General features: G+C 65.1%; 20 protein-coding genes and 1 pseudogene. 6 read left to right on the top strand and 15 right to left on the bottom strand.

Going from position 1 to position 20,211, the window contains the following annotated elements; all coding sequences use genetic code 11:
• Positions 1-438: 438 nt before the first annotated feature.
• Positions 439-858, bottom strand: a complete 420-nt coding sequence (locus AC1DZV_RS10690; RefSeq protein WP_476953685.1) for a hypothetical protein — start codon at positions 856-858, stop codon at positions 439-441.
• 712 nt (positions 859-1,570) lie between these two features.
• Between AC1DZV_RS10690 and AC1DZV_RS10685 the strand changes: the two genes are divergently transcribed.
• From AC1DZV_RS10685 to AC1DZV_RS10675, 3 genes are all read left to right on the top strand, one after another.
• Positions 1,571-1,990, top strand: a complete 420-nt coding sequence (locus tag AC1DZV_RS10685; RefSeq protein WP_476953707.1) for a phage major capsid protein — start codon at positions 1,571-1,573, stop codon at positions 1,988-1,990.
• Between the two features lie 198 nt (positions 1,991-2,188).
• Complete coding sequence (locus tag AC1DZV_RS10680; protein ID WP_476953684.1) at positions 2,189-2,509, top strand: type II toxin-antitoxin system TacA family antitoxin; 321 nt, start codon at positions 2,189-2,191, stop codon at positions 2,507-2,509.
• Positions 2,499-3,029, top strand: coding sequence for a GNAT family N-acetyltransferase (locus AC1DZV_RS10675; protein WP_476953683.1), 531 nt, complete (start codon positions 2,499-2,501; stop codon positions 3,027-3,029). The genes AC1DZV_RS10680 and AC1DZV_RS10675 overlap by 11 nt, the downstream gene beginning before the upstream one ends.
• Here the strand turns inward: AC1DZV_RS10675 and AC1DZV_RS10670 are convergent.
• Both AC1DZV_RS10670 and AC1DZV_RS10665 read right to left on the bottom strand, forming a co-directional pair.
• On the bottom strand, positions 3,026-4,294 hold the full coding sequence (locus AC1DZV_RS10670; RefSeq protein ID WP_476953682.1) for a tetratricopeptide repeat protein: 1,269 nt from the start codon (positions 4,292-4,294) through the stop codon (positions 3,026-3,028). The two genes, AC1DZV_RS10675 and AC1DZV_RS10670, sit on opposite strands and share 4 nt — an antisense overlap.
• A gap of 306 nt (positions 4,295-4,600) precedes the next feature.
• Positions 4,601-5,146 (bottom strand): annotated as a pseudogene (locus AC1DZV_RS10665) (type II secretion system F family protein); the annotation flags it as partial.
• 811 nt (positions 5,147-5,957) lie between these two features.
• Between AC1DZV_RS10665 and AC1DZV_RS10660 the strand changes: the two are divergent.
• A complete protein-coding gene (locus AC1DZV_RS10660; RefSeq protein WP_090582464.1) occupies positions 5,958-6,209 on the top strand; it encodes a hypothetical protein in 252 nt (83 codons plus the stop codon).
• A 463-nt stretch (positions 6,210-6,672) separates the two neighbouring features.
• On the top strand, positions 6,673-7,140 hold the full coding sequence (locus tag AC1DZV_RS10655; RefSeq protein ID WP_476953681.1) for a hypothetical protein: 468 nt from the start codon (positions 6,673-6,675) through the stop codon (positions 7,138-7,140).
• Positions 7,141-7,226: 86 nt separating this feature from the next.
• Here AC1DZV_RS10655 and AC1DZV_RS10650 read toward each other — a convergent pair whose 3' ends face one another.
• Positions 7,227-8,003 (bottom strand): type 1 glutamine amidotransferase domain-containing protein, encoded by a 777-nt coding sequence (locus AC1DZV_RS10650; RefSeq protein ID WP_476850637.1) that lies wholly within the window; start codon positions 8,001-8,003, stop codon positions 7,227-7,229.
• Positions 8,004-8,134: 131 nt separating this feature from the next.
• Between AC1DZV_RS10650 and AC1DZV_RS10645 the strand changes: the two genes are divergently transcribed.
• Positions 8,135-8,503, top strand: coding sequence for a hypothetical protein (locus tag AC1DZV_RS10645; protein WP_476949839.1), 369 nt, complete (start codon positions 8,135-8,137; stop codon positions 8,501-8,503).
• A 33-nt stretch (positions 8,504-8,536) separates the two neighbouring features.
• Here the strand turns inward: AC1DZV_RS10645 and AC1DZV_RS10640 are convergent, their stop codons facing one another.
• The 11 genes from AC1DZV_RS10640 to rhaS form a co-directional block, all read right to left on the bottom strand.
• A complete protein-coding gene (locus AC1DZV_RS10640) occupies positions 8,537-8,722 on the bottom strand; it encodes a hypothetical protein (RefSeq protein WP_476949840.1) in 186 nt (61 codons plus the stop codon).
• Between the two features lie 128 nt (positions 8,723-8,850).
• Complete coding sequence (locus tag AC1DZV_RS10635) at positions 8,851-9,129, bottom strand: hypothetical protein (RefSeq protein WP_476949841.1); 279 nt, start codon at positions 9,127-9,129, stop codon at positions 8,851-8,853.
• Between the two features lie 144 nt (positions 9,130-9,273).
• Complete coding sequence (locus AC1DZV_RS10630; protein WP_476949842.1) at positions 9,274-9,915, bottom strand: LutC/YkgG family protein; 642 nt, start codon at positions 9,913-9,915, stop codon at positions 9,274-9,276.
• Positions 9,912-11,492, bottom strand: a complete 1,581-nt coding sequence (locus AC1DZV_RS10625; protein WP_476949843.1) for a LutB/LldF family L-lactate oxidation iron-sulfur protein — start codon at positions 11,490-11,492, stop codon at positions 9,912-9,914. The genes AC1DZV_RS10630 and AC1DZV_RS10625 overlap by 4 nt, the downstream gene beginning before the upstream one ends.
• On the bottom strand, positions 11,489-12,292 hold the full coding sequence (locus AC1DZV_RS10620; protein WP_476949844.1) for a (Fe-S)-binding protein: 804 nt from the start codon (positions 12,290-12,292) through the stop codon (positions 11,489-11,491). Before AC1DZV_RS10620 ends, AC1DZV_RS10625 begins: the two co-directional genes overlap by 4 nt.
• Positions 12,289-13,866, bottom strand: a complete 1,578-nt coding sequence (locus AC1DZV_RS10615; protein WP_476949845.1) for a rhamnulokinase — start codon at positions 13,864-13,866, stop codon at positions 12,289-12,291. The genes AC1DZV_RS10620 and AC1DZV_RS10615 overlap by 4 nt, the downstream gene beginning before the upstream one ends.
• An 11-nt stretch (positions 13,867-13,877) precedes the next feature.
• The gene (locus AC1DZV_RS10610; RefSeq protein ID WP_476953680.1) at positions 13,878-15,914 is read right to left on the bottom strand and encodes a bifunctional aldolase/short-chain dehydrogenase; all 2,037 of its coding nucleotides are present in this window, start codon (positions 15,912-15,914) and stop codon (positions 13,878-13,880) included.
• A 3-nt stretch (positions 15,915-15,917) separates the two neighbouring features.
• Positions 15,918-17,096: an L-rhamnose isomerase gene (gene rhaI, locus AC1DZV_RS10605; RefSeq protein WP_476953679.1), complete on the bottom strand. Its 1,179-nt coding sequence runs from the start codon at positions 17,094-17,096 to the stop codon at positions 15,918-15,920.
• Positions 17,093-17,476, bottom strand: coding sequence for an L-rhamnose mutarotase (locus tag AC1DZV_RS10600; protein ID WP_476949848.1), 384 nt, complete (start codon positions 17,474-17,476; stop codon positions 17,093-17,095). The genes rhaI and AC1DZV_RS10600 overlap by 4 nt, the downstream gene beginning before the upstream one ends.
• Positions 17,473-18,921: an arabinose isomerase gene (locus AC1DZV_RS10595; protein ID WP_476953678.1), complete on the bottom strand. Its 1,449-nt coding sequence runs from the start codon at positions 18,919-18,921 to the stop codon at positions 17,473-17,475. Before AC1DZV_RS10595 ends, AC1DZV_RS10600 begins: the two co-directional genes overlap by 4 nt.
• A gap of 191 nt (positions 18,922-19,112) precedes the next feature.
• On the bottom strand, positions 19,113-20,180 hold the full coding sequence (gene rhaS, locus AC1DZV_RS10590; protein ID WP_476953677.1) for a rhamnose ABC transporter substrate-binding protein: 1,068 nt from the start codon (positions 20,178-20,180) through the stop codon (positions 19,113-19,115).
• Between the last annotated feature and the right edge of the window lie 31 nt (positions 20,181-20,211).

The following is a 20,211-nucleotide window of genomic DNA, read 5'->3' as shown; positions in this document are numbered from 1 at the left end:
TTCCAGGTCTAAATGGCGTCGGTCAAGGGGCCCTATGTCCGACTCTGCGATGAGCTTATAGGCAACCGGAAAATGCCGACCACTTAGACTACCGCGACGCCACAACTGGCCGAACCAGCTGGGCAACGGCGGTGCGGCGTTGTCCGACCTAGTGACAGCCATCGTTGGGCGTAACGCGGGCTCACCCGCTCCGACCCGCAATGAACCCTGACCTCGAGTCTTGGTTTGCGCAGATGGGGGCTGAGGAACCATTCGGGCAGAGGGGTCGGTCGGCAGCCCCATCTGAGGACAGCGCACTATTGGCGCAACGGCGCGAACGGCTCCTCCCGCCTGGGCGGGCCATCTTGTCGCAGATACCGGGATGACTGAACGCTTGAAGGAGAAGGTGGGCCGAGGCCTCCACAGGCGCTCGTCACAACCGGGACCAGAACAAATTCCTTACATGCCTAGCCGCCTGCCCAGACTCTCCACCTGGGCCTCCGTGCGCAGCAAGATCCCCTGTACCTTTTCCCCGGAGGGAGTCCGCCAGGGACGATCTTCCATATCCACGCCGCGAGTGTCGTTACGGATGGCCGCCGCCATCACCGCGTTCATGTTGTATGCCAACCTCGGCCCGTAGACAATCTCCATCCACTCCGGCTCCAGTCCCGTCTCTCCTGCAACAACGCCCTTTCCATCCAGCCATTTGGGCGGGTTGTCAGGGGCTACATCTACGTCCTCGCAGAAGAGATCCATTTGCGCGAGGATCGGGGCGTCCCGGTCGTCAGGCCCCATCGGGTCATCTGCCACAGTGCGGGCAAAAATAGTCAGCAACAGGTCACCGTCCTCGTCGGGTTCCGGCACCCTCATTAGTTGCATTTCATAAGTTCCTACGTGCCAGCGACTTGTCACCGATCCCTACTTTCCAATCGCAGAATACGAGGCGCGGCCGATGGGCGTTTCTAGCCACTCCTTATGCACATCGCGGGGCGCTCCTCGGGAAACAAACGGGCCAGGCGCCTTACCTGAGACGAATCGACGCGGATGCTGCTCAAGTGCCGGCAGCCCCTTCGACGCATGATCCCCAAGGAATATTGAGCCTATTAATTGGCGTAGATGCTTGCACGAGTAGTTACTACCCTATTTCTGGGCCGAGACGACGCTCGGCGGAGCCAGCACGGGACGGGCCCCCACGCAACCGCTCACGGCGACAACCAAAGCCGCGGAGAACGCTGCGGCACCGAGCAGACGAAAACGCGTCCGCCACCAAGCAGCCACGACACCCATGACATCGTTGTACGCTCAAACGTGTCTAGTGGATAGGCTTGGCTCCTAAAGTCCCTCCACAGACAGCCTGCCGACCCGGCGGTTTGGGAAGTCGCGACAATCGCACGCCTGACGAACCCGATCCAGTCGCAGTGGCTTGCGGACTATGCCGGGCTGCAGACGTTCCGTAGTCAGGAACTGGCCTACGGGCTGAACGCCGCCGTGGCCGACTTCGTACTCAATGGCGGGCAGAGCGAGAACGGGAACGCACAGACCGGCATCCTGAAGACCGCGGGCGTGTCCACGGCCGTTCACGACCAACAAGCTGCTGACCATCCGCAAAGCCCTCGGGCAGCTGGAGGCGGCAGGTGTGACGGCTACAGGCACCCTGATGCACTCGGCCGACTGGGAGGCTGTGGAGACGTTCATGGACTCCACGGGGCGGTTCCTGCTGCCGCAGACGCCGGGCCAGAATGCCGCCCGGACGCTATGGAACACCCCGGTCACCCTTTCATCGGGCGTACCTGCCAACACGGCCTTCGTGGGCGACCTGCGGACTGTCGTGGTCCCGTTTCGTTCCGGCATGCAGCTCACCTGGAGCGAGGAGACCGTGAATACCGGCACGCATGCATCGCCGGTCTGGAACGACAGTTTCCGGAAGAACCAGCTGGTGTTCCGCGCTGAGGTCCACATGGGCATCTCAGTGCTGTCCGCTCCGTCGCTGCGCAAGGCGACGCTGGCCTAATTAGACTCCGTGCCGGCTGGACTCCCCCTGGTTCACACCAGCCGGCACGGGACGGGACGGAGCTGAGAGTGCCGCTCCGCAACCGCGGCGCAGACCTTACGTGATCACCGCCCAGGTACTCATTGAGACATAGGACACATTTTTTTGACGAGATCTCTCCGCGTGTGTACATTTGACGTACAAGAGAGAGGCCACAAGATGTCTTCCCAGGAAATAAACTCAGCCACAGAACCAAACTCGGACGCAGACCGAAATGCGAGAGACGCGCGAATTAACCTAAGAGTTTCAAGAAATCAGGCCGCACTCATCCGCAGAGCCGCGGATGCCCAGGACAAGAGTCTCACTGAATTTGTAGTCACCAGCGCATCAGTTGCCGCCGAGCAGGTCTTAGCGGACAGGCGCTGGTTCCAATTAGATGACTCCGCTTGGGAGTCCTTCGAAGCATTGCTAGATCGCCCCGCGGTCTTCAAGCCCCGCTTGAGCGAAGTGATGAATGCTAAGGATCCCTTTGTCGACTGAAAATGCAGCCTTCAAGCGTCCCCGAAAGCTAACCAACACTGACGATCTCGCGGGCTTCACCTGCGGCAACGAAGAGTTGGACATATGGCTGACGAAGTACGCCTTCGTCAGCCATCAATCGGGGATGGCAAGGGTATTTGTCAGCACGGTAGACAGCGAAGACGATGAGGTAGCCGGCTTCTATGCACTGGCGACTGGTGGCGTTGAACACGACCTCGCTCCGCAACGCGTTACCAAAGGTGTGCCTCGGCACCCAGTGCCGGTCACGGTGCTAACCCGGATGGGTGTGGCCACAAAACACAAACGAAACCGTCTGGGCTACGCCCTACTCCGAGACGCCCTGATAAGGGTCAACGCTGCCGCGGATGAAATCGGCATCCGCGCGCTGCTAATTCATGCGAAGAACGAAGAAGCTCGAGCGTTCTACATGAGCTTCGCGGAGTTCGAACCTTCGCCTACAGATCCACTTCACCTTTTTCTATTGATGAAGGACCTCCGGAAGGCCCTTGGCACCAACTAGTCGTCCTTGACCGTACTGGACTCACCGCGAAAGTAACCTCTGCGCGTCCGCCAAGCCTCAGCCAGCGGTTCATCCCCCAGGCTGGAAGCAGCGAAGATAGCCAAATCGCATATGTAAACTGCGAGTCCGGACTCGTACACGGTCGGCTCGTCCACCACCGGTAGGGCCCACAGCCATGCGACGTGAGTCCTCTCCAGTCCGAACGTCAGTGCCTCGCCGCAGGCCTCAAGCGCGCCGTTCATGTCATCAAGAATGAAGTATGCAGCTGCCGTGTTCGCAAAATTGAGAAGGTTATTCTGACCGAGGGCTCGCGCCTCAGCCAATGCCTCTATGGCCTTCCGGGGCTCGTCTGGCATGAGACAGAACCCCAGGTTGTTCGCTAGGTTTGCATCCTTGGGGTCGAGTGTTCGAGCGGCCGTAAAGATGACTGCGGCGATATCACGCCGTTGCGCACGAATAGCTTCAAGAGCCCGCTCGACCAATACAGACTGAGCCTGGGGATCCGTCAGCCGACCATGAACAGTTCGGCTCGAAATCTCATGACAGATTTTTTCCGCCGTGATATCTCGCTCCAGGAGAAGTTCGCTCGGCAAATACTGTGGACGCCACTGCTCAAGCACGTAACGATACTCCAGGGCAAGCGCTTCGTCCGTCCACTCAGTTAGGTACGTATTCGTGAAGCGTTCGACAAACCAAAGGAACTCCCCGTAGTCGGTTCCTGATTGCTGCTCAGCAGGTTCCGGCATCTCAGCCGGCGGCGCCCAGCACAGAACTTCCGAAATTTCAGTTTCAGCCACCCAGGGCTGCAACCGCTCTCTGAATGACGTCGACATCCTCAACTCATGCTCAACCGGATCCCGCTCCTCAAGCACCCCCCGGCGCAGTCTCTGCCATTCGGCAAGGTGGCGCCGATCACTGGACGAAGAGGCGTCGCCCTCAAATTCGTTAATTGCCAGGATGCTGTCGAGAGTCAGAAGCAGCAGGCTTCCGAAACCATGCTGGAGCAGTCTCGCAGGATCAACCCCTCGTTGCCCTAAATAGGCGAACGCGCTCGTCCCGTCAACGTGCCTTGCAAGAGTGAAAGTGCCGTCATAGTGAAATGGCTGAGTTCCCAACACCCGCTTAAGAGTCATTAGCAGTGCAGTGGTGCTCCACTGCGAGGTCGGCGACGGATCCAAGCCCTGGGCGATCAGGAGGGCTTCGGACGCATCAAAATTTCGTTCGCGGAGGTCAGCCGTTGACGGTCGCAGCAGGTTAGTGACCACTGTCCTGCATTCGGTGTTGCAAGTCCGACCGCCCGGAAGAGTCCGGGCGAAGGGACAGTCCGGGTGCAGTCCCTTAGGGCAGGAATCTGCGTAGCGCGATAGAGCAACGACTGTGATGTCATGACCTGCTGAAATGATGAGCCCCCAATTCTAGACCTCTGGAGCAGTCCCCGACGGCGGCACCAGAATCTACATCTTACGACGTTTTGCAAACTGCGGATATGACGCACCAACCCTAGTATGGGCTTGGGCTGGATACTTGCGTCGTCAAGTAATTTAGTACAGCTAGCAGTGCACATTGTGCCCCATCATCCCGATTTCCTTCTTGCCCGCAGACTCCATCAGCTTCCGCTTTGCGGTGTCCCTGACATCCGAGTCCCGGCCCCTCAGCACGTCCGCGAGGGTGTTCCCCACTCCACGGCAACGATCAGTCCGTCAACGAGGGCGGACCAGCGGCCCAAGGTCCGTCCGCGCTGAGAACTCCTGCAGCGCTTCCACCAGGGGCTTCCCGGCGCGCGTTTCGCCCAAGACGCGAGTGAAATCCTTCGCCGGTTCTCCCCTGGCACTGCGGCAGACCCTGTCCAGCGCCTCGGTGGCGCTTTCGCCGTCGGCACCTACAGCCAGGGCCATGAGCTCCGCGATGCTGGGGAACTCGGCCATCATCTGGGATTCGCGCCTCTTGATATGGATACCCCAGCAGGTAGTCCCTCAGGAGGAATCGGGCCGCACCGGCGCCAAACGCAACCAGGACGGCGATGAACGGGCTGAACCGGCCGATCGCTCCGGGGAAGAGAAGTGCACCGCCGGCGAGGACGAATCTCCGAGAGCCCATAGGAGTTGCTCAGCCCGGAAACCAGAGTTGTCACGGTGCCGCGTTCCATCAAATGCGTTGCCAGCAGTTGGACCGTGAGCACATTTTGAACACATATGGATGGAAAAACACATGAATTGGCGTGGATTTGTGGCATCAAAAACCCCTAGATTCCGAAGATTCTGTCGCTATGCCTGTGCGGCAGAGAGGTTTCAAATCCCACCGTCACCGCCAATGAAAACCCCCGGGAAACCGGGGGTTTTCAGCATTCTCAGAACCTTCGTGGTGCATTTTTGGTGCATATTTCGAGGAATTGCGGCCGCGACGGGATGCCAATGCACGCGCGTGAGCCGTGGCCACGGTCCCGGCGGCGGCGCCAAGATCCTTCACCTCAGAGATGGAAGCTCCATCTGGGCCAGCCTCGTCACGGCGTCGGGAGTCACCCGGCCCCGTTCCTTCCAAGGCCACCTTCAACTGCGCGGCGAGAATGTTGCTGCGCACATGCAGGGCCATTTCTCTCCGTGACGCCGGATCCCTCCGGAGCTTCCCGCCCTCTCAGTCCGTTGCATTCATCATCTCCGAGAGGTCCACAACAGCCAAGGGCTTCGCGTCACCGAGGCGGACGATGGACCCGTTCTGAGCAGACGGAGGCCAACGGTCGCTGTAGGCCCGACATCAACGCCCACAACATAACGGTCATTATGTTGTGGATTGACTGCGCACTCTCGGGCGAAGAAGCGGCCAGCAGAGGATGGGCCCAGATCCCGCGAGCCTAACGTCGCCTTATACTCCCGGACTAGGTCCGAAGCGCCCCCCTTGTGCAATGGCGGAACGCAATGCAAGAGTGCGCCCATGAATGAATCCGCTGCTAAGGTCGCGCGCAAACTCAGCACAATTCCAGTTCGTGTGTCTCGCCAAATGACCGCCACCGAGTATCAGGTTCGCGTGGCCGAGGTCCTCAACCTTTTTGACATAGAAGCAGTGGGTGACGAAACGGGTGTGCATTACGGGGGCGAGGGCATTGCGCTGGAAGATCAGCCTCTACTCGCGGCCATTCGCGTACTCATTGGAAGGCGGTTCGGCGTCCCGGACGATCTACAGTAGCCCGACAGGAGGTGTCCTTCGGATCTAATGTCGCGTTAACTGGTCTTGGTCCGGACGCAGGGGTGGCATCGGTCATTTCAGCCGTCACACCGGTCCTGAATCAAACTGCCATTTTCACCTGGCCGGAGTTGTAGGGGTTCCACCAGGTTCACCCCCCACTTATACGGAGTTATAGGGCGTTATAGGGTATTCCCTAGAACCCCATAGAACTCCTTATAAATGGAAATATTGGTGCGGCGAACCGGCCGAGGTGCTCCACTCACCGCTGGCCACGCACATCCGCTATCGCCGCGCCAGTTAGGTCCGTGGGCGCTGCCGGCCACCGCTCGGCAGGACGGTCATTCACCCGGCTCGGGGCGGTAGGTGGCGAAGGCGAGACGGTCGGTGGACCAGCCCAGCGCGGTGGCGGGGTGGACTCCAGGTCTCACAACCAGAGAGGTACGCCGTGGGGAGCGGGACGAGAATGAGCAGAGGCCGCAAAATATGGCTCGGTGTGCTGGCAGTAACGGTTGCCTTTGTCACCGCACTCTTCCTCTGGTCATCGTGGAAGAGCGATCAGATCGTCGCTGAGCTCAAGACGATTGCCGACCGCCTCCAACCAGAGCCGGGATGGGAACCCTTGAGAACACAGAATCCGGTGGGCAGTGCGCTGTGCATCCCGCTCGATGGACCTTGCTCCCAGTACGCATACCGTTGGGACACTCACCGGAAGTACCTGGAGGGTGACCTGGAGCGGTACGTTCAGCAGGTGGGTTTGACGCCCCAGGAGTACAAGCCATGCGTACGGGAACAGAGGATCAATGCGGGCGGACTGGACTGCCGGGGTGTTGGAGTCATTGACGGCTGGAACGTACGCATCACGATCAGTGACTACGGTCGGGACGACGACACCAACATTGTGCAGGTCGTGGTCAACAAGTACGGCTACTGATCCTTGTTTTGTGTTCGCGGTTGCCGCATACCGGAGGCGGCCACCCCGTTGCCGGGGCAGCCGCCAGTTTCAGTGCGCTGTGGGCGTTAGTGCTCCGCTTCTGCGGCAGCCTTCTTGGCGTCTTTCTCGGCGTCCTTCTCGGCGCGCAGGGCCTCCGCGTCGTGCTGTTCCTCGGCTTTTTCCTGGTGGATGACCGCTGCGAAGAGCTTCTCCATCTCCTTGGCCACGCCGGCGGCTGAGGCCGGGTTCTGGCCGGTCACCAGCCGGTCGTCAACTACGACCTTCTCCTCGAAGACGTCAGCGGAGACGTGGGTGGCGCCTTGTTCCTCAAGCCGGTCGGCCAAGAAGAACGGGATGACCTTGTCCTTCCCCGCGGCAACCTCCTCGTCGTTGGTGAAGGCCGCCACCTTCCGGCCCTCGACGAGGCGAAGTCCGTTCTTCAATTCCACGTTCAGCAGGCCGGCCGGTCCGTGGCAGACCGCGCCGACCAAGCCGCCGGCGTTATAGACGCTGGCCACCAGATTCTGCAAGCCTTCGCTGTCCGGGAAGTCCCACATAGTGCCGTGGCCGCCCACGAGGTAGACGGCGTCGTACTGGTCGGGGTCAACGACGTCGACGCGGGCAGTGTTGTAGAGTCCGGCGCGCGTGGTCTCGTCCTCCGTGAAGGCGACCTGGATGGGATCTTCTGAGTCCACCTCGTCGCGCGGGGGCTGGCCGCCCTGGATGGAGGCGAAGTCGACGAAATGCCCGGAATCCTTGAAGACCTTCCAGGGATGTGCAGCCTCGGCCACGTTGTAGCCGGTCTTTTCTCCGGTATCGCCGATCTCGGAAACGCTGGTCAGTACCATGAGGATTTTCTTCATGAAGTGCTCCTTTCGTCCAACTTCCACCCTACGCCCAGCCCATTTCGGGCCCTCCTTCCCCGCCGTCTTTTGCCTGCCGGCAGGCCTGCCTGGCTCTTGACCATTGAGGCAACGCCCTAGAGCCTTGGGGCATGAGAACTCGATACCACTTGGGCCTCGCAGCCGCTGCAGGGTTGGCGCTCCTGTGCGGGTGCGCGATGCAGGGGGATCCGGCAAGTGGGACCCCGGCCAAGCCAACAACGATGGCCGCCTCAGGCTCGCCGTACAGTCTCTACACTCACTGCGGCATCCATGAAGCGCTCGTGCAGGGCACCTATTTCGTCGCAGACGAGGCGCTGGACGACGGCCACGGCAACCCGCCTGAAGGCTGGATGAACCCCTACCAGCCCGGCGCCATCACAGTGACCGGCCCAAAGGCCATCTTCCGCGATGACGCCGGCCACACGGTGACCTTCCATGCCCGCCCCGGCGCCACAGGTTTCCTCACCACCTGCTCCTAAAACGCAGGCACTGGCACCCGAAGCCAAAACGGACTAGTCGTCGCAGTTCTGCAGGACCCAGTTCTGAGCGCGCCAGATGACGTTGTAGAGGTTGTAGGGTGCGACATCAAAGGTGTCCCACTTCTGGCCGACGTGAGCGGTCCAGTCAGGAATGGCGCCACAGCAGACACGGTGTCCGAAGACATAGAACAGTGCATGTGGCAGAGCGCGCTTCATCATGGAATGCCTTTCCATTGTCGCCGGCCCCCGACTGGGGCTAGCGTAGCCGCGTGCTCATAGCGTCATCGTAGCGGACCTCGTCCTGGCTCCCCCAGAAACGCGCGGTTCCGTCGAGCGCTGCCAGCCGTTCACAGCTCCCCCTCGAGTTGCTCCATCTCCAGGCACGCGTCCTCGTAGGAAACGTCGCCGTTCCGGAATGCCCGCTCGAGTTCCTTGGCCCTGCGCCGTGAATGGGCCGTGCTCAGTGTTCCCGTGAGGCCAGCCTCAAGATAGTCGAACCTGGAGTGCGTGGGCTGCTGGTCGCGGGCGTGGTCGCTTGCCGGGACGTGCCGGCGGATTGTCGCGCGGAACCAGGCGCCAGGGTGCATGAGGCGATGCGCATAGGCTCTGGGGTCGACTAAGTACATGCTTCCATGGTTCATCTCCCTGCTGAGAAGAACATGAGTTTCCTCTGAGTGATCGGGACAATCGACTTTCCGGGGCCGTCACCGCCACCCTGGAGGCCCCGCTTCCTCGCGCCGGTAGGGTAAGCAGGCCCCGGCCTCCCGCCTCTACCCGCGGACGATCACGACGTCCAGGGTCCGGGGGCCGTGGACGCCTTCGACGCGTTCGAGTTCGATGTCGCTGGTGGCGCTCGGGCCGCTGATCCAAGTCTGCGGGCGGGTGCCGTCGAGCCGGCGGAGGGCCTCCGGCAGGATGGCGGTAATGTCCCCGGCCCGGACGATGCAGATGTGCCGGTCCGGGACGAGGCTGATGACCCGGCGCCCCTGGTCCGGTGCGGCATCGAGGATGATGGTGCCGGTTTCGGCGACGGCGACGGCGCTGCCGGTGACGACGGCGTCGATCCCGTCGAGCTCCTCGACGCTGAGCCGCTGCCCGGGGGCGTCGGTGACGCGGCGGCCGGAGCCGCCGTCGCGAGCGTCCGCCTCCACAAACAGGGACTCCGCGAGGCCGTGCGGCGCGGCGTAGCGGCCGGTGCCCTCGAGGAGGGCGGCGAGCCGCTGCGGCACCGCGGCGGCTTCCTCGATGAAGACGTTCGCCTTGTAGTCGAGGAGCCGGTCCGTCAGCAGTTCGATGAGCTCTTCCCCGCCCAGCCCGGAGGAGCGCCGGTAGTCGCGGGGCACCTCCGGTACCGCCGGGGCGTCCCGAAGGGCCGAGCGGATCCGGTCGAGTATTTCTGCGCGCGCGTTCACGGGGTCTCCTCTGTACCGGCTGATCCTGGGCCGGCGGACTCCGGGCCGGGGGCGTCAGCGCCGGCCGCCGGGGCTGCATCGGGTCCGGCGGCCCGGTGTTCCTTGTTCCACCATTGCCGGAAGGACTGCCCCGGCGGTGCCGGGATGTCCCGGCTCTGGGTCCAGCCGGCGGCGATGCCCGGCAGTTTGGTGATTTTCCGGTCCGGCCCAGCGGCGAGCCGGCCCAGCGGCAGCGCCTTCTCCATGAGGCCCAGGTTCTTTCCGGAGGACAGCCCCCAGGAGGCCGCCTTCATGCCGAGGTCCATCTGGCTAGGCATCGCCCTCTTCCTGCGGTTCTTGCCGCGCTTGCTGTCCACGTCCTCGCCGCGCAGGTGCACCAGGATGTCCGGAATGTTGATCTTCACCGGGCAGGCGTCGTAGCAGGCGCCACACAGGGACGAGGCGTAGGGCAGGGAATTGTTCTCCTCCGCCGTGATCCCGGTCAGCAGCGGCGACAGGATCGCGCCGATCGGTCCCGGGTAGGTGGATCCGTAGGCGTGCCCGCCGGTGCGTTCGTAGACGGGGCAGACGTTCATGCAGGCGCTGCAGCGGATGCAGTGCAGCGCGGAGCGGCCCATCTCGTCGGCCAGGGCGGCGCTGCGTCCGTTGTCCAGCAGGACCAGGTGGACGTTCTGCGGCCCGTCGTCGGGCGTGACGCCGGTCCACAGCGAGGTGTAGGGGTTCATCCGCTCGCCGGTGGAGGACCGCGGGAGCAGCTGCATGAACACTTCGAGGTCCTCCCAGCCCGGCAGCAGTTTTTCGACGCCCATGACGGTGATGAGCGTTTCCGGCAGCGTCAGGCACATGCGCCCGTTGCCTTCGGATTCGACGACGGCGAGGGTCCCGGCGTCCGCAAGGGCGAAGTTCGCGCCAGACACGGCCACCTTGGCGCTGAGGAACTTGCGGCGCAGGTGCGCCCGGGCGGCCGCGGCGAGGCGGGCCGGCTCGTTGGTGAGCTCCGGATCCACCCCCTCCATTTCGCGCAGGAAAATGTCCCGGACCTGGCTGCGGTTCTTGTGGATGGCCGGGACCAGGATGTGGCTGGGCTTGTCGTGGTCCAGCTGGACGATGAGCTCGGCGAGGTCGGTCTCGTAAGCCGCGATGCCCTGTTCTTCGAGGTATTCGTTGAGGCCGATCTCCTGGGTGGCCATGGACTTGACCTTGACTACCTCGGTGGCGCCCTGGTCCCGGATGAGGGCGGCGACAATGCTGTTGGCTTCGCCGGCGTCGCGGGCCCAGTGGATGGTCCCGCCGCGGGCGGTGAAGTTCGCCTCGAACTCTTCGAGCAGTTCCGGCAGCCGGGCCATGACGGATTCCTTGATCGCCCGGCCCGCCTCGCGCAGCTCCTCCCAGTCGGGGAGTTCGGACACGACGGCCAGCCGCTTGTCCCGGATGGTCCGGGTGGCGTGGCCGAGGTTGACCCGCAGCTGGGGGTTGCCGAGCTCGCGGCGGGCGGCTTTCGGGAAGGGCTCGTGTTCGTGCAGGTTGCCGATGCCGAAGACCGGCAGGGACGGCATCCCCAGGAATGTGCCGCTCATCGTGCGGTCCTTCCGGTGGTGAGGCGGACGTCGCCGGAGACGGCGGCGGGATTCTCGAGGGTGCTGGCCAGGATCTCGGCGAAGTGCATCGTGGTGACGCCGCTGCCCTGCCGGGACAGTCCGCCGCCGATGTGCATCAGGCAGGACGCGTCGCCGCCGGCGCAAAGGTCGGCGCCCGTGCCGCAGATGTTGGCGGTCTTGTCCGCCAGCATCGCCGAGGACACGTCCGCGTTCTTCATCGAGAAGGTGCCGCCGAAGCCGCAGCACTGGTCCGCCTCGGGCAGTTCGGCCAGTTCGATGCCGCCGACCGAGCGCAGCAGGTCCAGTTGGCGGTCGCCGAGCCGGAGCAGGCGCATGCCGTGGCAGCTGGGGTGGTAGGTGATCCGGTGCGGGAAGAACGAGCCCAGCTGTGCCGCTGCGTCGGTGACGCCCAGGACATCCACCAGGAGCTGGGAGAGCTCGTAGGTTTTGGCTCCGACGGCGGCGGCCCGGGCTTCCAGCCCGGCGTCCCCGCAGCGGCGGGCGACCATGGGGTGCTGGTGCTTCACGGAGGCGACGCAGGAGCCGGACGGTGCGACGGCGACGTCGTACTCATCTCCTTCGAACGCCTTCACATGGTTGGCGACGACGGGCAGCGCCTCCTTGAGGTAGCCGCTGTTGACGTGCATCTGCCCGCAGCAGGCCTGGCCGGCCGGGAAAATGACCTCATGGCCGAGGCGTTCCAGGATGGACACCGTGGCGCGGGCCGTGGCCGGGTACATGGCGTCAACGATGCACGTGGCGAAAAGCGCGATCCTCACTGGGTGCCTCCGCTGGTGACGGGGCTGGCGGCGGCCCGGGCTGAGGGCACGTACCCCGCCGGGTGCTGGGAGGCACGCACCACGGCGCGCAGCTCCCCCAGCCCGCCGCTGAGCACGCCGGCGGCGCGGGCCTGGACCAGGACGTTGCCCAGGGCCGTGGCTTCCACGGGTCCGGCGATCACGCGTTTGCCGGTGGCGTCGGCGGTGAGCTGGCATAGGAGCCGGTTCTGGGATCCGCCGCCCACAATGTGCACGACGCCGGCCCGGACGTCCGCGAGCCGTTCGGCGTCGGCGATGGTCCGGGCGTAGCCGGCGGCAAGGCTGTCCAGGATGCACCGCACGATGTGCGCGGGATGCTCCGGTAAGACAGCGCCGGTGTTGCGGACCGCGGCCCGGATCCGTTCGGGCATGTTGTCCGGGGCGATGAAATAGGGGTCGTCGGCGTTGATGACCGGGCCGCCGGGCGGAAGAGTCGCGGCCGCGTCGAGCAGTTCCACCAGTTCCGGCCGGTAGCCTTCGGCGGCCCAGGTGCGCTGGCATTCGCTGAGCAGCCAGAGGCCGCCGACGTTGCGCAGGTAGCGGATGGTGCCGTCCACGCCGCGTTCGTTGGTGAAGTTCGCGGTCCGGCTGGCCTCGGTCAGGACCGGGTGGGACAGTTCGACGCCGACCAGGGACCACGTGCCGGAGGAAACGTAGGCGAAATTCCCGGTAGCACCTCCCGCGCCAGCACCTCCGGCGTCCGCCGGTACGGCGGCGACGGCCGAGGCGGTGTCGTGCGAGCCGACGGCTACCACCGCGGTGGTTTCGGGAAGTCCCAGGCGTGCCGCGACGTCCTTGGTGAGGGTCCCGACGGTCTCGCCGGGCTGGATCAGCGGCGGAAACAGGTTCGTGGGGAGGTCCAGCGCGGTGAGGAACTCCGTGGCCCACTCCCCCGCGACGGCATCGAAGAGCCCGGTGGTGGAGGCGTTGGTGGCCTCGGTGCGGCGCTGGCCGGTGAGCAGGAACCCGATGAGGTCCGGGATGAGCAGCGCCTGCAGCCCCTCCAGCGCCGGCTCCGTGGCGAGCTGGTAGATCGTGTTGAACGGCAGGAACTGCAGCCCGGTGGTGGCGTAGAGCCGGGCCGGATCGAGTTTTTCGTGGACCCGGGAGATGGCGGCACGGGACCGGTCGTCGCGGTAGCTGAACGGCGCCGCGACCAGGTCACCGGCGTCGTTGACCAGCCCGTAGTCCACGGCCCAGGTGTCGATCCCGATGCTGGCGATGCTCTCGCCGCGGGCCGCGGCCGCGCGGGCGGCGGCCGCGAGCCCGGCGAGGACCTCGGCGAACAGCGCGTCGAAGTCCCAGCGGAGGCCGCCGTCGAGCTCCTTGACCCCGTTGGGGAACCGGTGCACGGTCTCCAGCTCGGCCCTCACCCCGCCGGGGCTGCCCGCGACCCGGCCCAGGATGACCCGGCCCGAGGACGCACCGATGTCGATTGCGGCAAAAGCCCTGCCGGCAACGACATTCCCGGCGTACAGGCCGCCGCTGGGTGCGGTATCCGCTGGTGGCGCCGTGTTCAGCGCAGGAAGGTTCATCCCAGGAAGGCTCATCGCAGGAAGGCCGCGGCCACGCCGGCGTCCACGGGGATGTGGAGCCCCGTGGTGTGGGAGAGCTCGCTGCCGGTGAGCACGGCGGCGGCGTTGGCCACGTTTTCGGGCAGCACTTCGCGCTTGAGCAGGGTGCGCTGGGCGTAGTACTTGCCCAGTTCCTCTTCCTGCACGCCGTAGACGGCGGCGCGCTTGGCGCCCCAGCCGCCGGCGAAGATCCCGGAGCCGCGGACCACGCCGTCGGGGTTGATGCCGTTGACCCGGATCCCGTACTCGCCCAGTTCCGCGGCGAGGAGCCTGACCTGGTGGGCCTGGTCTGCCTTGGTGGCGGAGTAGGCGATGTTGTTCGGGCCGGCGAACACGGAGTTCTTGGAGGAGATGTAGATGATGTCCCCGCCCATCTCCTGGCCGATCATCACCTGCGCGGCCGCCTTCGCCACCAGGAACGAGCCCTTGGCCATGACGTTGTGCTGCAGGTCCCAGTCCTTTTCCGTGGTTTCCAGCAGCGGCTTGGAGATGGAGAGCCCGGCGTTGTTGACCACCAGGTCCAGGCCGCCGAAGGCCAGGACGGCTTCCTGGATGGCGGCGGCGATCTGGGCTTCGTCGGTGACGTCGGCCTGGACCCCGATCGCGACGTCGGCGCCGCCGAGTTCCGCGGCCACGGCCCGGGCGTTGTCCAGGTTCAGGTCAGCGATGACCACGCACGCGCCGTCGGCGGCGAAGCGGGTGGCGATCGCCTTGCCGATGCCCGACGCCGCACCGGTCACCAGGGCGATCCGGCCAACATGGGATTTCGGCTTGGGCATCCGGGCCAGTTTGGCCTCTTCCAGGGCCCAGTATTCGATCCGGAACTTCTCGGCTTCCTCGATCGGGGCATAGGTGGAGACCGCCTCGGCGCCGCGCATGACGTTGACGGCGTTGAGGTAGAACTCCCCCGCCACCCGGGCGGTCTGCTTGTTCGCGCCGAAGGAGAACATGCCCACGCCGGGCACCAGCACAATCGCCGGGTCCGCGCCGCGCAGGGCGGGGCTGTCCGGGGTCGCGTGCCGGTCGTAATACCCCAGGTAGTCCTCGCGGTAGGCGGCGTGGAGTTCCTTCAGCCGGGCCACGGAGTCCTCAATCGGGGCGTCGGCGGGCAGGTCCAGGACCAGCGGCTTGACCTTGGTGCGCAGGAAGTGGTCCGGGCAGGACGTGCCCAGGGCCCCGAGCCGCGGATGTTCGGCGCTTTCCAGGAACGCCAGGACGGCGGGGTCGTCGCTGAAGTGCCCCAGTTGCGGCTTGTCGGTGGAGGCGAGTCCGCGGATCACGGGCGCGAGGGCGGCGGCCTTCGCGCGGCGCTCGGTTTCCGGGAGGGCGGCGTAGCCGGGCAGCTTGGGACCGAACGGTTCGTTCTTGCCGTGGTCCTTGATGTACTCCTCGGCCTGCTCGATGATCCACAGCGAGTTGGCTTCGGCTTCCTCGCTGGTGGCGCCCCAGGCGGTGATGCCGTGCCCGCCCAGGATGGTGCCGACGGCCTGCGGGTTGGCGTCCTTGATCGCGGCGATGTCCAGGCCCAGCTGGAAGCCGGGGCGACGCCACGGCACCCACGCCACCTTCTCGCCGAAGATCTCCTTGGTCAGGGCCTCGCCGTCGGCGGCCGTGGCAATGGCGATACCGGAGTCCGGGTGCAGGTGGTCCACGTGGGCGGCGTCGACCAGGCCATGCATGGCGGTATCGATCGACGGCGCGGCGCCGCCTTTGCCGTGCAGGCAGTAATCGAACGCGGCGACCATTTCGTCTTCACGCTCGACGCCGGGGTACACGTTCCTAAGCGCCTGCAGCCGGTCCAGCCGCAGCACGGCAAGGCCCTCGGCCTTCAGCGTGCCCAGGTCCCCGCCGGAGCCCTTGACCCACAGGAGCTCGACGTCCTCGCCGGTCACGGGGTCCTTTTCGGTACCCTTGGCGGAGGTGTTGCCGCCGGCGAAGTTGGTGTTCCGCTTGTCCGCGCCGAGGCGGTTGGAACGGGAGATCAGTTCTTCAACAGTCTTATTGGTCATTATTTAAGCGCCCCATCCGGCCTGGTGGCCGCCGACGCGGTCCTCGTTGATCTTCTTCTGGTAACCGCTGGCTTTGAAGGCGGCCATCGGGTCCGCGGGCAGGCCGCGGGATTCACGCCACTGCGCCAGCGCGGGGCGGACATCGGTGTAAAAGGCATCGTTGAAGATGCCGTTGGCGGCCAGGACGTCGCCGCTGCGCTGGGCCTCGGCCAGCGCATCGGTGTCGATCAGCAGGGCGCGGGCGGTCATTTCCTGGACATTGAGCACGGACCGGATCTGGCCCGGGATCTTTTCCTCCAGGTTGTGGCACTGGTCCAGCATCAGGGCGACGGCTGAATTCTCTCCTGCGGACTTGCCGAACCCGCCGCCGCGGATAACCTCGTGCATGATGCGGAAGAGCTGGAAGGGATCCGCCGCACCGACGATCAGGTCATCGTCCGCGTAGAAGCGGGAGTTGAAGTCGAAGGAGCCGAGCTTGCCCAGGCGCAGCAGCTGCATGACGATGAACTCGATGTTGGTGCCGGGGGCGTGGTGGCCGGTGTCGAGGCAGACAAAGGCTTTCTCGCCCAGGGCCAGGGTCTGGGCGTAGGAGGTACCCCAGTCCGGAACGTCGGTGTGGTAGAAAGCCGGCTCGAAGAACTTGTACTCCAGCACCAGGCGCTGCTCGTCGCCCAGGGCCGCGTAGATTTCCTGCAGCGACTCGGCCAGGCGGTCCTGCCGGCCGCGCATGTCGTCCTGGCCCGGGTAGTTGGTGCCGTCCGCGAGCCAGATCTTCAGATCCCGCGAGCCCGTGGCGTTCATGATCTCAAGGCACTCGAGGTGGTGGTCGATCGCGCGGCGGCGGACCGCAAGGTTCGAGGAGGTCAGGGAACCAAACTTGTACTCGTCGTCCTGGAAGGTGTTGGAGTTAATGGTGCCGAGTCCCATGCCGAGCTCCGCCGCGAACGCCTTCAGGGCCGCGTAATCATCCACCTTGTCCCAGGGGATGTGCAGCGCCACGGTGGGCGCGAGTCCGGTGAGTTCGTGGACCTTCGCGGCGTCGGCCAGCTTCTCGTGGACCGTGCGCGGGGTGCCGGGCGTGCCGAACACCTTGAAGCGGGTGCCGGAGTTACCGTAGGCCCAGGACGGGACCTCGATGGCGAGTTCCCCGAGGCGGCCCAGGGCCGTTTCTGTGGTGTTCATGGTTGTTCCTTCTGCGGTTGGTGGTTGTCCCCGGCGGCGTTGGCCGCGGACAACTGGTCCTCGAGATTGAAGATTTCGGTGAGCTGGAGGAAGCCTTGGTCCGGCGCTCCGGCGAGGTCGTCGAAGAAGCCGGCCATCTCGGCCTGCCAGTGGGCGTTGACGTCAGTGGCTGCCATCCGGGCCTGGGCTTCGGTCAGGCTGTCCGTTTCGAAGTAGCCGATCAGGAGCCCGTCGGGCCGGAGGAAGAGTGAGTAGTTGTTCCAGCCCGAGGCCTTCAGGGCCCGGAGCATCTCCGGCCAGACGGCCGCGTGCCGGCGGGTGTATTCCCCGATCAGCGCGGGCCTGACCTGGAGCTGGAAGCAGACGCGTTGCGTGCTCATGAGAGCACCACATGGCGGTGTTCGATGCCCAGCAGGGATGCGGCGGCCTTGATGTCGGCGGCGCGGTGGCCGACGCACAGGGCCCAGTGGTGGCCGATTCCGGTCTGGCTCCAGACGTCCACCCAGAGCCCGGGATCCCCGCCGAAGTCCACCCGGGAGGTCGTGTTGCCGATCTGCAGGAGCGGGCCGGGAACCACCTCGCCCTCGGAGGTGACGAACACGTAGCTTCCGTCCGGGTCCTGGCCGAGGCCGAAGGTGGTGACCGGGCCGTGGCGCACATCGAATTCGACCGAGACGCCCCAGCCGCGCTTGCCGTGGTAGATGCCGAGCCCGCGCAGGAGCGGGTCCTGGGCGGACACGGCCAGGTGGGCCGGGCCGTCGTGTCCCATTTCGACCACGTTGTCGAGGAAGTTCAGCGCCTGGATCTCGGTAAATGAGCCCCCGGCGCCGATCGCCTGGGCCGCCAGCATGGCGATGGAGGTCCGCAGCTCGAACTCGCCGGCCATCGGGATGCCCCGGGCCGTCAGGATGGAGGAGCCCAGGATCATCCCGGCGCCGAGCCGTTCGTGCTGTTCGCCGGCCAGTCCGCGGTGATAGTAGGCCACGGAGTCCAGGTCAAAGTCCTCCACAAGGCGGTCCAGGCCGACGGACACCTTCGCACCCCACGCGAAGTCGTCGTCGTTCACGGAGTCATCCACAACGAAAAGTTCGCGGGCGAGCCCGAGCCGTTCGGTCACCTCCGCCTCCGTGACGGCGTTGACCCGTTCGCGGAGGTCATCGAATTCCAGCACCTCCACGTGGGAGCCGAAGGTGGCGGACACGGTGGTGAGGTCGGTGGCGACATCCAGCATGCCCGGATAGAGGTGGCCCATGAGTCCGTGCCGGGCATTGCGGAGCCGGGCGCGGACGCCGGCGGCGTGCACCCACGCGGTGATCCGCTCCCAGGCGGACTCCTGCTTGAGGTGCCCCGAGACTGAGCGGAAGTCGATTCCGGCCCGGCGGAAGACGTTGGCGACCTCCGGCACCGGGCACTGGCCGCAGTAGGCCAGCCACTTGCCGGTGTCAAAGTTGGCGTGGTCCATCGCTTCGGTTGGCTGCAGGTCGATCACCAGGACGGGGGTTTTCGCGCGCTGGGCGATGGGCAGGACCATGGAGGACGTCAGGTACGTGGTGAGGAAGATGACGATGAGGTCGCAGTCGGCGACGCGCAGCTTTTCGCCGGCCGTCGCGGCTTCCTGCGCGTCAGAGATGAAGCCGGTGTCGATGACGTCGGCGTCGAGTCCCTGGAAGCGGCCGGTGACGTAGCGGACGGACTCCCGCAGCTGCGGCAGCAGCTCCGGAAACTGGGGCCAGTAGGCGCCGAGGCCGCCGGAGACCAGCCCGATGCGGGTGGGGCGGCGCCGATGCGGTTGCAGCAGCCGGTCTGCCGGTTGTTTCTGGTTCATGTGGGGGGCCTTCCGGCATGAAAAGGGGGATCTGGGGCTCCGGAACGTGGTTTCCGGGCACGGCTGTGGAGCAGGCGCCGTAGACCCGGTGCTGCGGCACCGGTGAAGCGGAACGGAGTGGGTGGAAGAGACGAGGTGCCGGGCGGGCTGTCGGCGGCCCGCCCGGCCGCTCGGGATGGGTCAGGAACGGATCAGAAGTTGTACTTGTCGATGTTCTCGGCGTTGAAGACCGTCGGCGGGCCGACGATCACCAGGCCGCCCTTTTCGACCTTGCGTTCGCCCAGTTCGCCCGCGGTGAAGGTATCCCCTTCGGCGCCGGTGATCTTGCCGTCCTTGAGGGCCTTGCCGGCGAACGCCGCCACGTAGCCGAGCTGCGCCGGATCCCAGAGGGCGAACTCCTTGACGGTGCCGTCCTTCACGAAGGGCCGCATTTCATTCGGCAGTCCGAGCCCGGTCAGCGCAACCTTGCCCTTGTACGCGGACGTTGAGAGGTACCGGGCGGTGGCGGCGATGCCCACTGTGGTGGGCGAGATGATGCCCTTCAGGTTCGGGTGGGCCTGCATGAGGCCCTGGGCTTCCTGGAAGGACTTGGTGTCGTTGTCATCGCCGTAGACCTTGGCCACCAGCTTGATGTCCTTGTACGCGGGGTTGGAGGCGAGCTCCTCCTCCATGTACTTGATCCACTCGTTCTGGTTGGTGGCGTTGGCGGTGGCGGACAGGATGGCGATCTCGCCTGTGCCGCCGATCTGCTCGGAAATCAGCTTGGTCTGGATCAGGGCAACGTCCTTGGCGACGACCTGGCTGATGAAGACGTCGCGGCAGTCGGGATTCGTATCCGAGTCGAACGCGACGATCTTGGCGCCGGCGGAACGGGCTTCGCCGAGGGCCGTGCAGACGGCGTCGGGGTCATTGGCGGCAATCGCGATGACGTTCGTGCCGGCCTGCGTCTCGGCGTTGATGAACGAAACCTGGCTGGAGGCGGAGGCTTCCAGCGGCCCGACGACCTGCGAGGAGGCGAATCCTGCCTCGGTGGCGCCCTTCTTGCCGCCGCCCAGGACAACGTCCGTGTACGGGTTGTTCAGCTGCTTGGGGATAAAGGTGATCTTCTGGTCCCCGCCGCCTGCCGAGGGGCTGCTGGTATCGGTCGAGGATGCAGAGCCGCTGTTGCAGGCTGTCAGCGCCAGTGCGGCCACGGCGGTGATGGCCACCATGCTTCCCAGTCGGCCGGTCCGGCCCTTGTTCTTGCGGTTCAACATCATTGTTCTTCCCTTTTCCTTCGTGCGGTCGGTA

The organism is Arthrobacter sp. P1_D12, from assembly GCF_056406175.1.
This window is presented reverse-complemented; position numbering and strand designations above follow the sequence as displayed.

Excerpts from the sequence above, each read along its gene's own strand:
- AC1DZV_RS10600 (WP_476949848.1), bottom strand. The coding sequence starts at position 17,476 with ATGAGCACGCAACGCGTCTGCTTCCAGCTCCAGGTCAGGCCCGCGCTG.
- AC1DZV_RS10610 (WP_476953680.1), bottom strand. The coding sequence starts at position 15,914 with ATGACCAATAAGACTGTTGAAGAACTGATCTCCCGTTCCAACCGCCTC.
- rhaI (WP_476953679.1), bottom strand. The coding sequence starts at position 17,096 with ATGAACACCACAGAAACGGCCCTGGGCCGCCTCGGGGAACTCGCCATC.
- AC1DZV_RS10660 (WP_090582464.1), top strand. The coding sequence starts at position 5,958 with ATGAATGAATCCGCTGCTAAGGTCGCGCGCAAACTCAGCACAATTCCA.
- AC1DZV_RS10680 (WP_476953684.1), top strand. The coding sequence starts at position 2,189 with ATGTCTTCCCAGGAAATAAACTCAGCCACAGAACCAAACTCGGACGCA.
- AC1DZV_RS10595 (WP_476953678.1), bottom strand. The coding sequence starts at position 18,921 with ATGAACCAGAAACAACCGGCAGACCGGCTGCTGCAACCGCATCGGCGC.
- AC1DZV_RS10640 (WP_476949840.1), bottom strand. The coding sequence starts at position 8,722 with ATGATGAAGCGCGCTCTGCCACATGCACTGTTCTATGTCTTCGGACAC.
- AC1DZV_RS10615 (WP_476949845.1), bottom strand. The coding sequence starts at position 13,866 with ATGAACCTTCCTGCGCTGAACACGGCGCCACCAGCGGATACCGCACCC.
- rhaS (WP_476953677.1), bottom strand. The coding sequence starts at position 20,180 with ATGATGTTGAACCGCAAGAACAAGGGCCGGACCGGCCGACTGGGAAGC.
- AC1DZV_RS10625 (WP_476949843.1), bottom strand. The coding sequence starts at position 11,492 with ATGAGCGGCACATTCCTGGGGATGCCGTCCCTGCCGGTCTTCGGCATC.
- AC1DZV_RS10650 (WP_476850637.1), bottom strand. The coding sequence starts at position 8,003 with ATGAAGAAAATCCTCATGGTACTGACCAGCGTTTCCGAGATCGGCGAT.
- AC1DZV_RS10645 (WP_476949839.1), top strand. The coding sequence starts at position 8,135 with ATGAGAACTCGATACCACTTGGGCCTCGCAGCCGCTGCAGGGTTGGCG.
- AC1DZV_RS10690 (WP_476953685.1), bottom strand. The coding sequence starts at position 858 with ATGCAACTAATGAGGGTGCCGGAACCCGACGAGGACGGTGACCTGTTG.
- AC1DZV_RS10635 (WP_476949841.1), bottom strand. The coding sequence starts at position 9,129 with ATGTACTTAGTCGACCCCAGAGCCTATGCGCATCGCCTCATGCACCCT.
- AC1DZV_RS10655 (WP_476953681.1), top strand. The coding sequence starts at position 6,673 with ATGAGCAGAGGCCGCAAAATATGGCTCGGTGTGCTGGCAGTAACGGTT.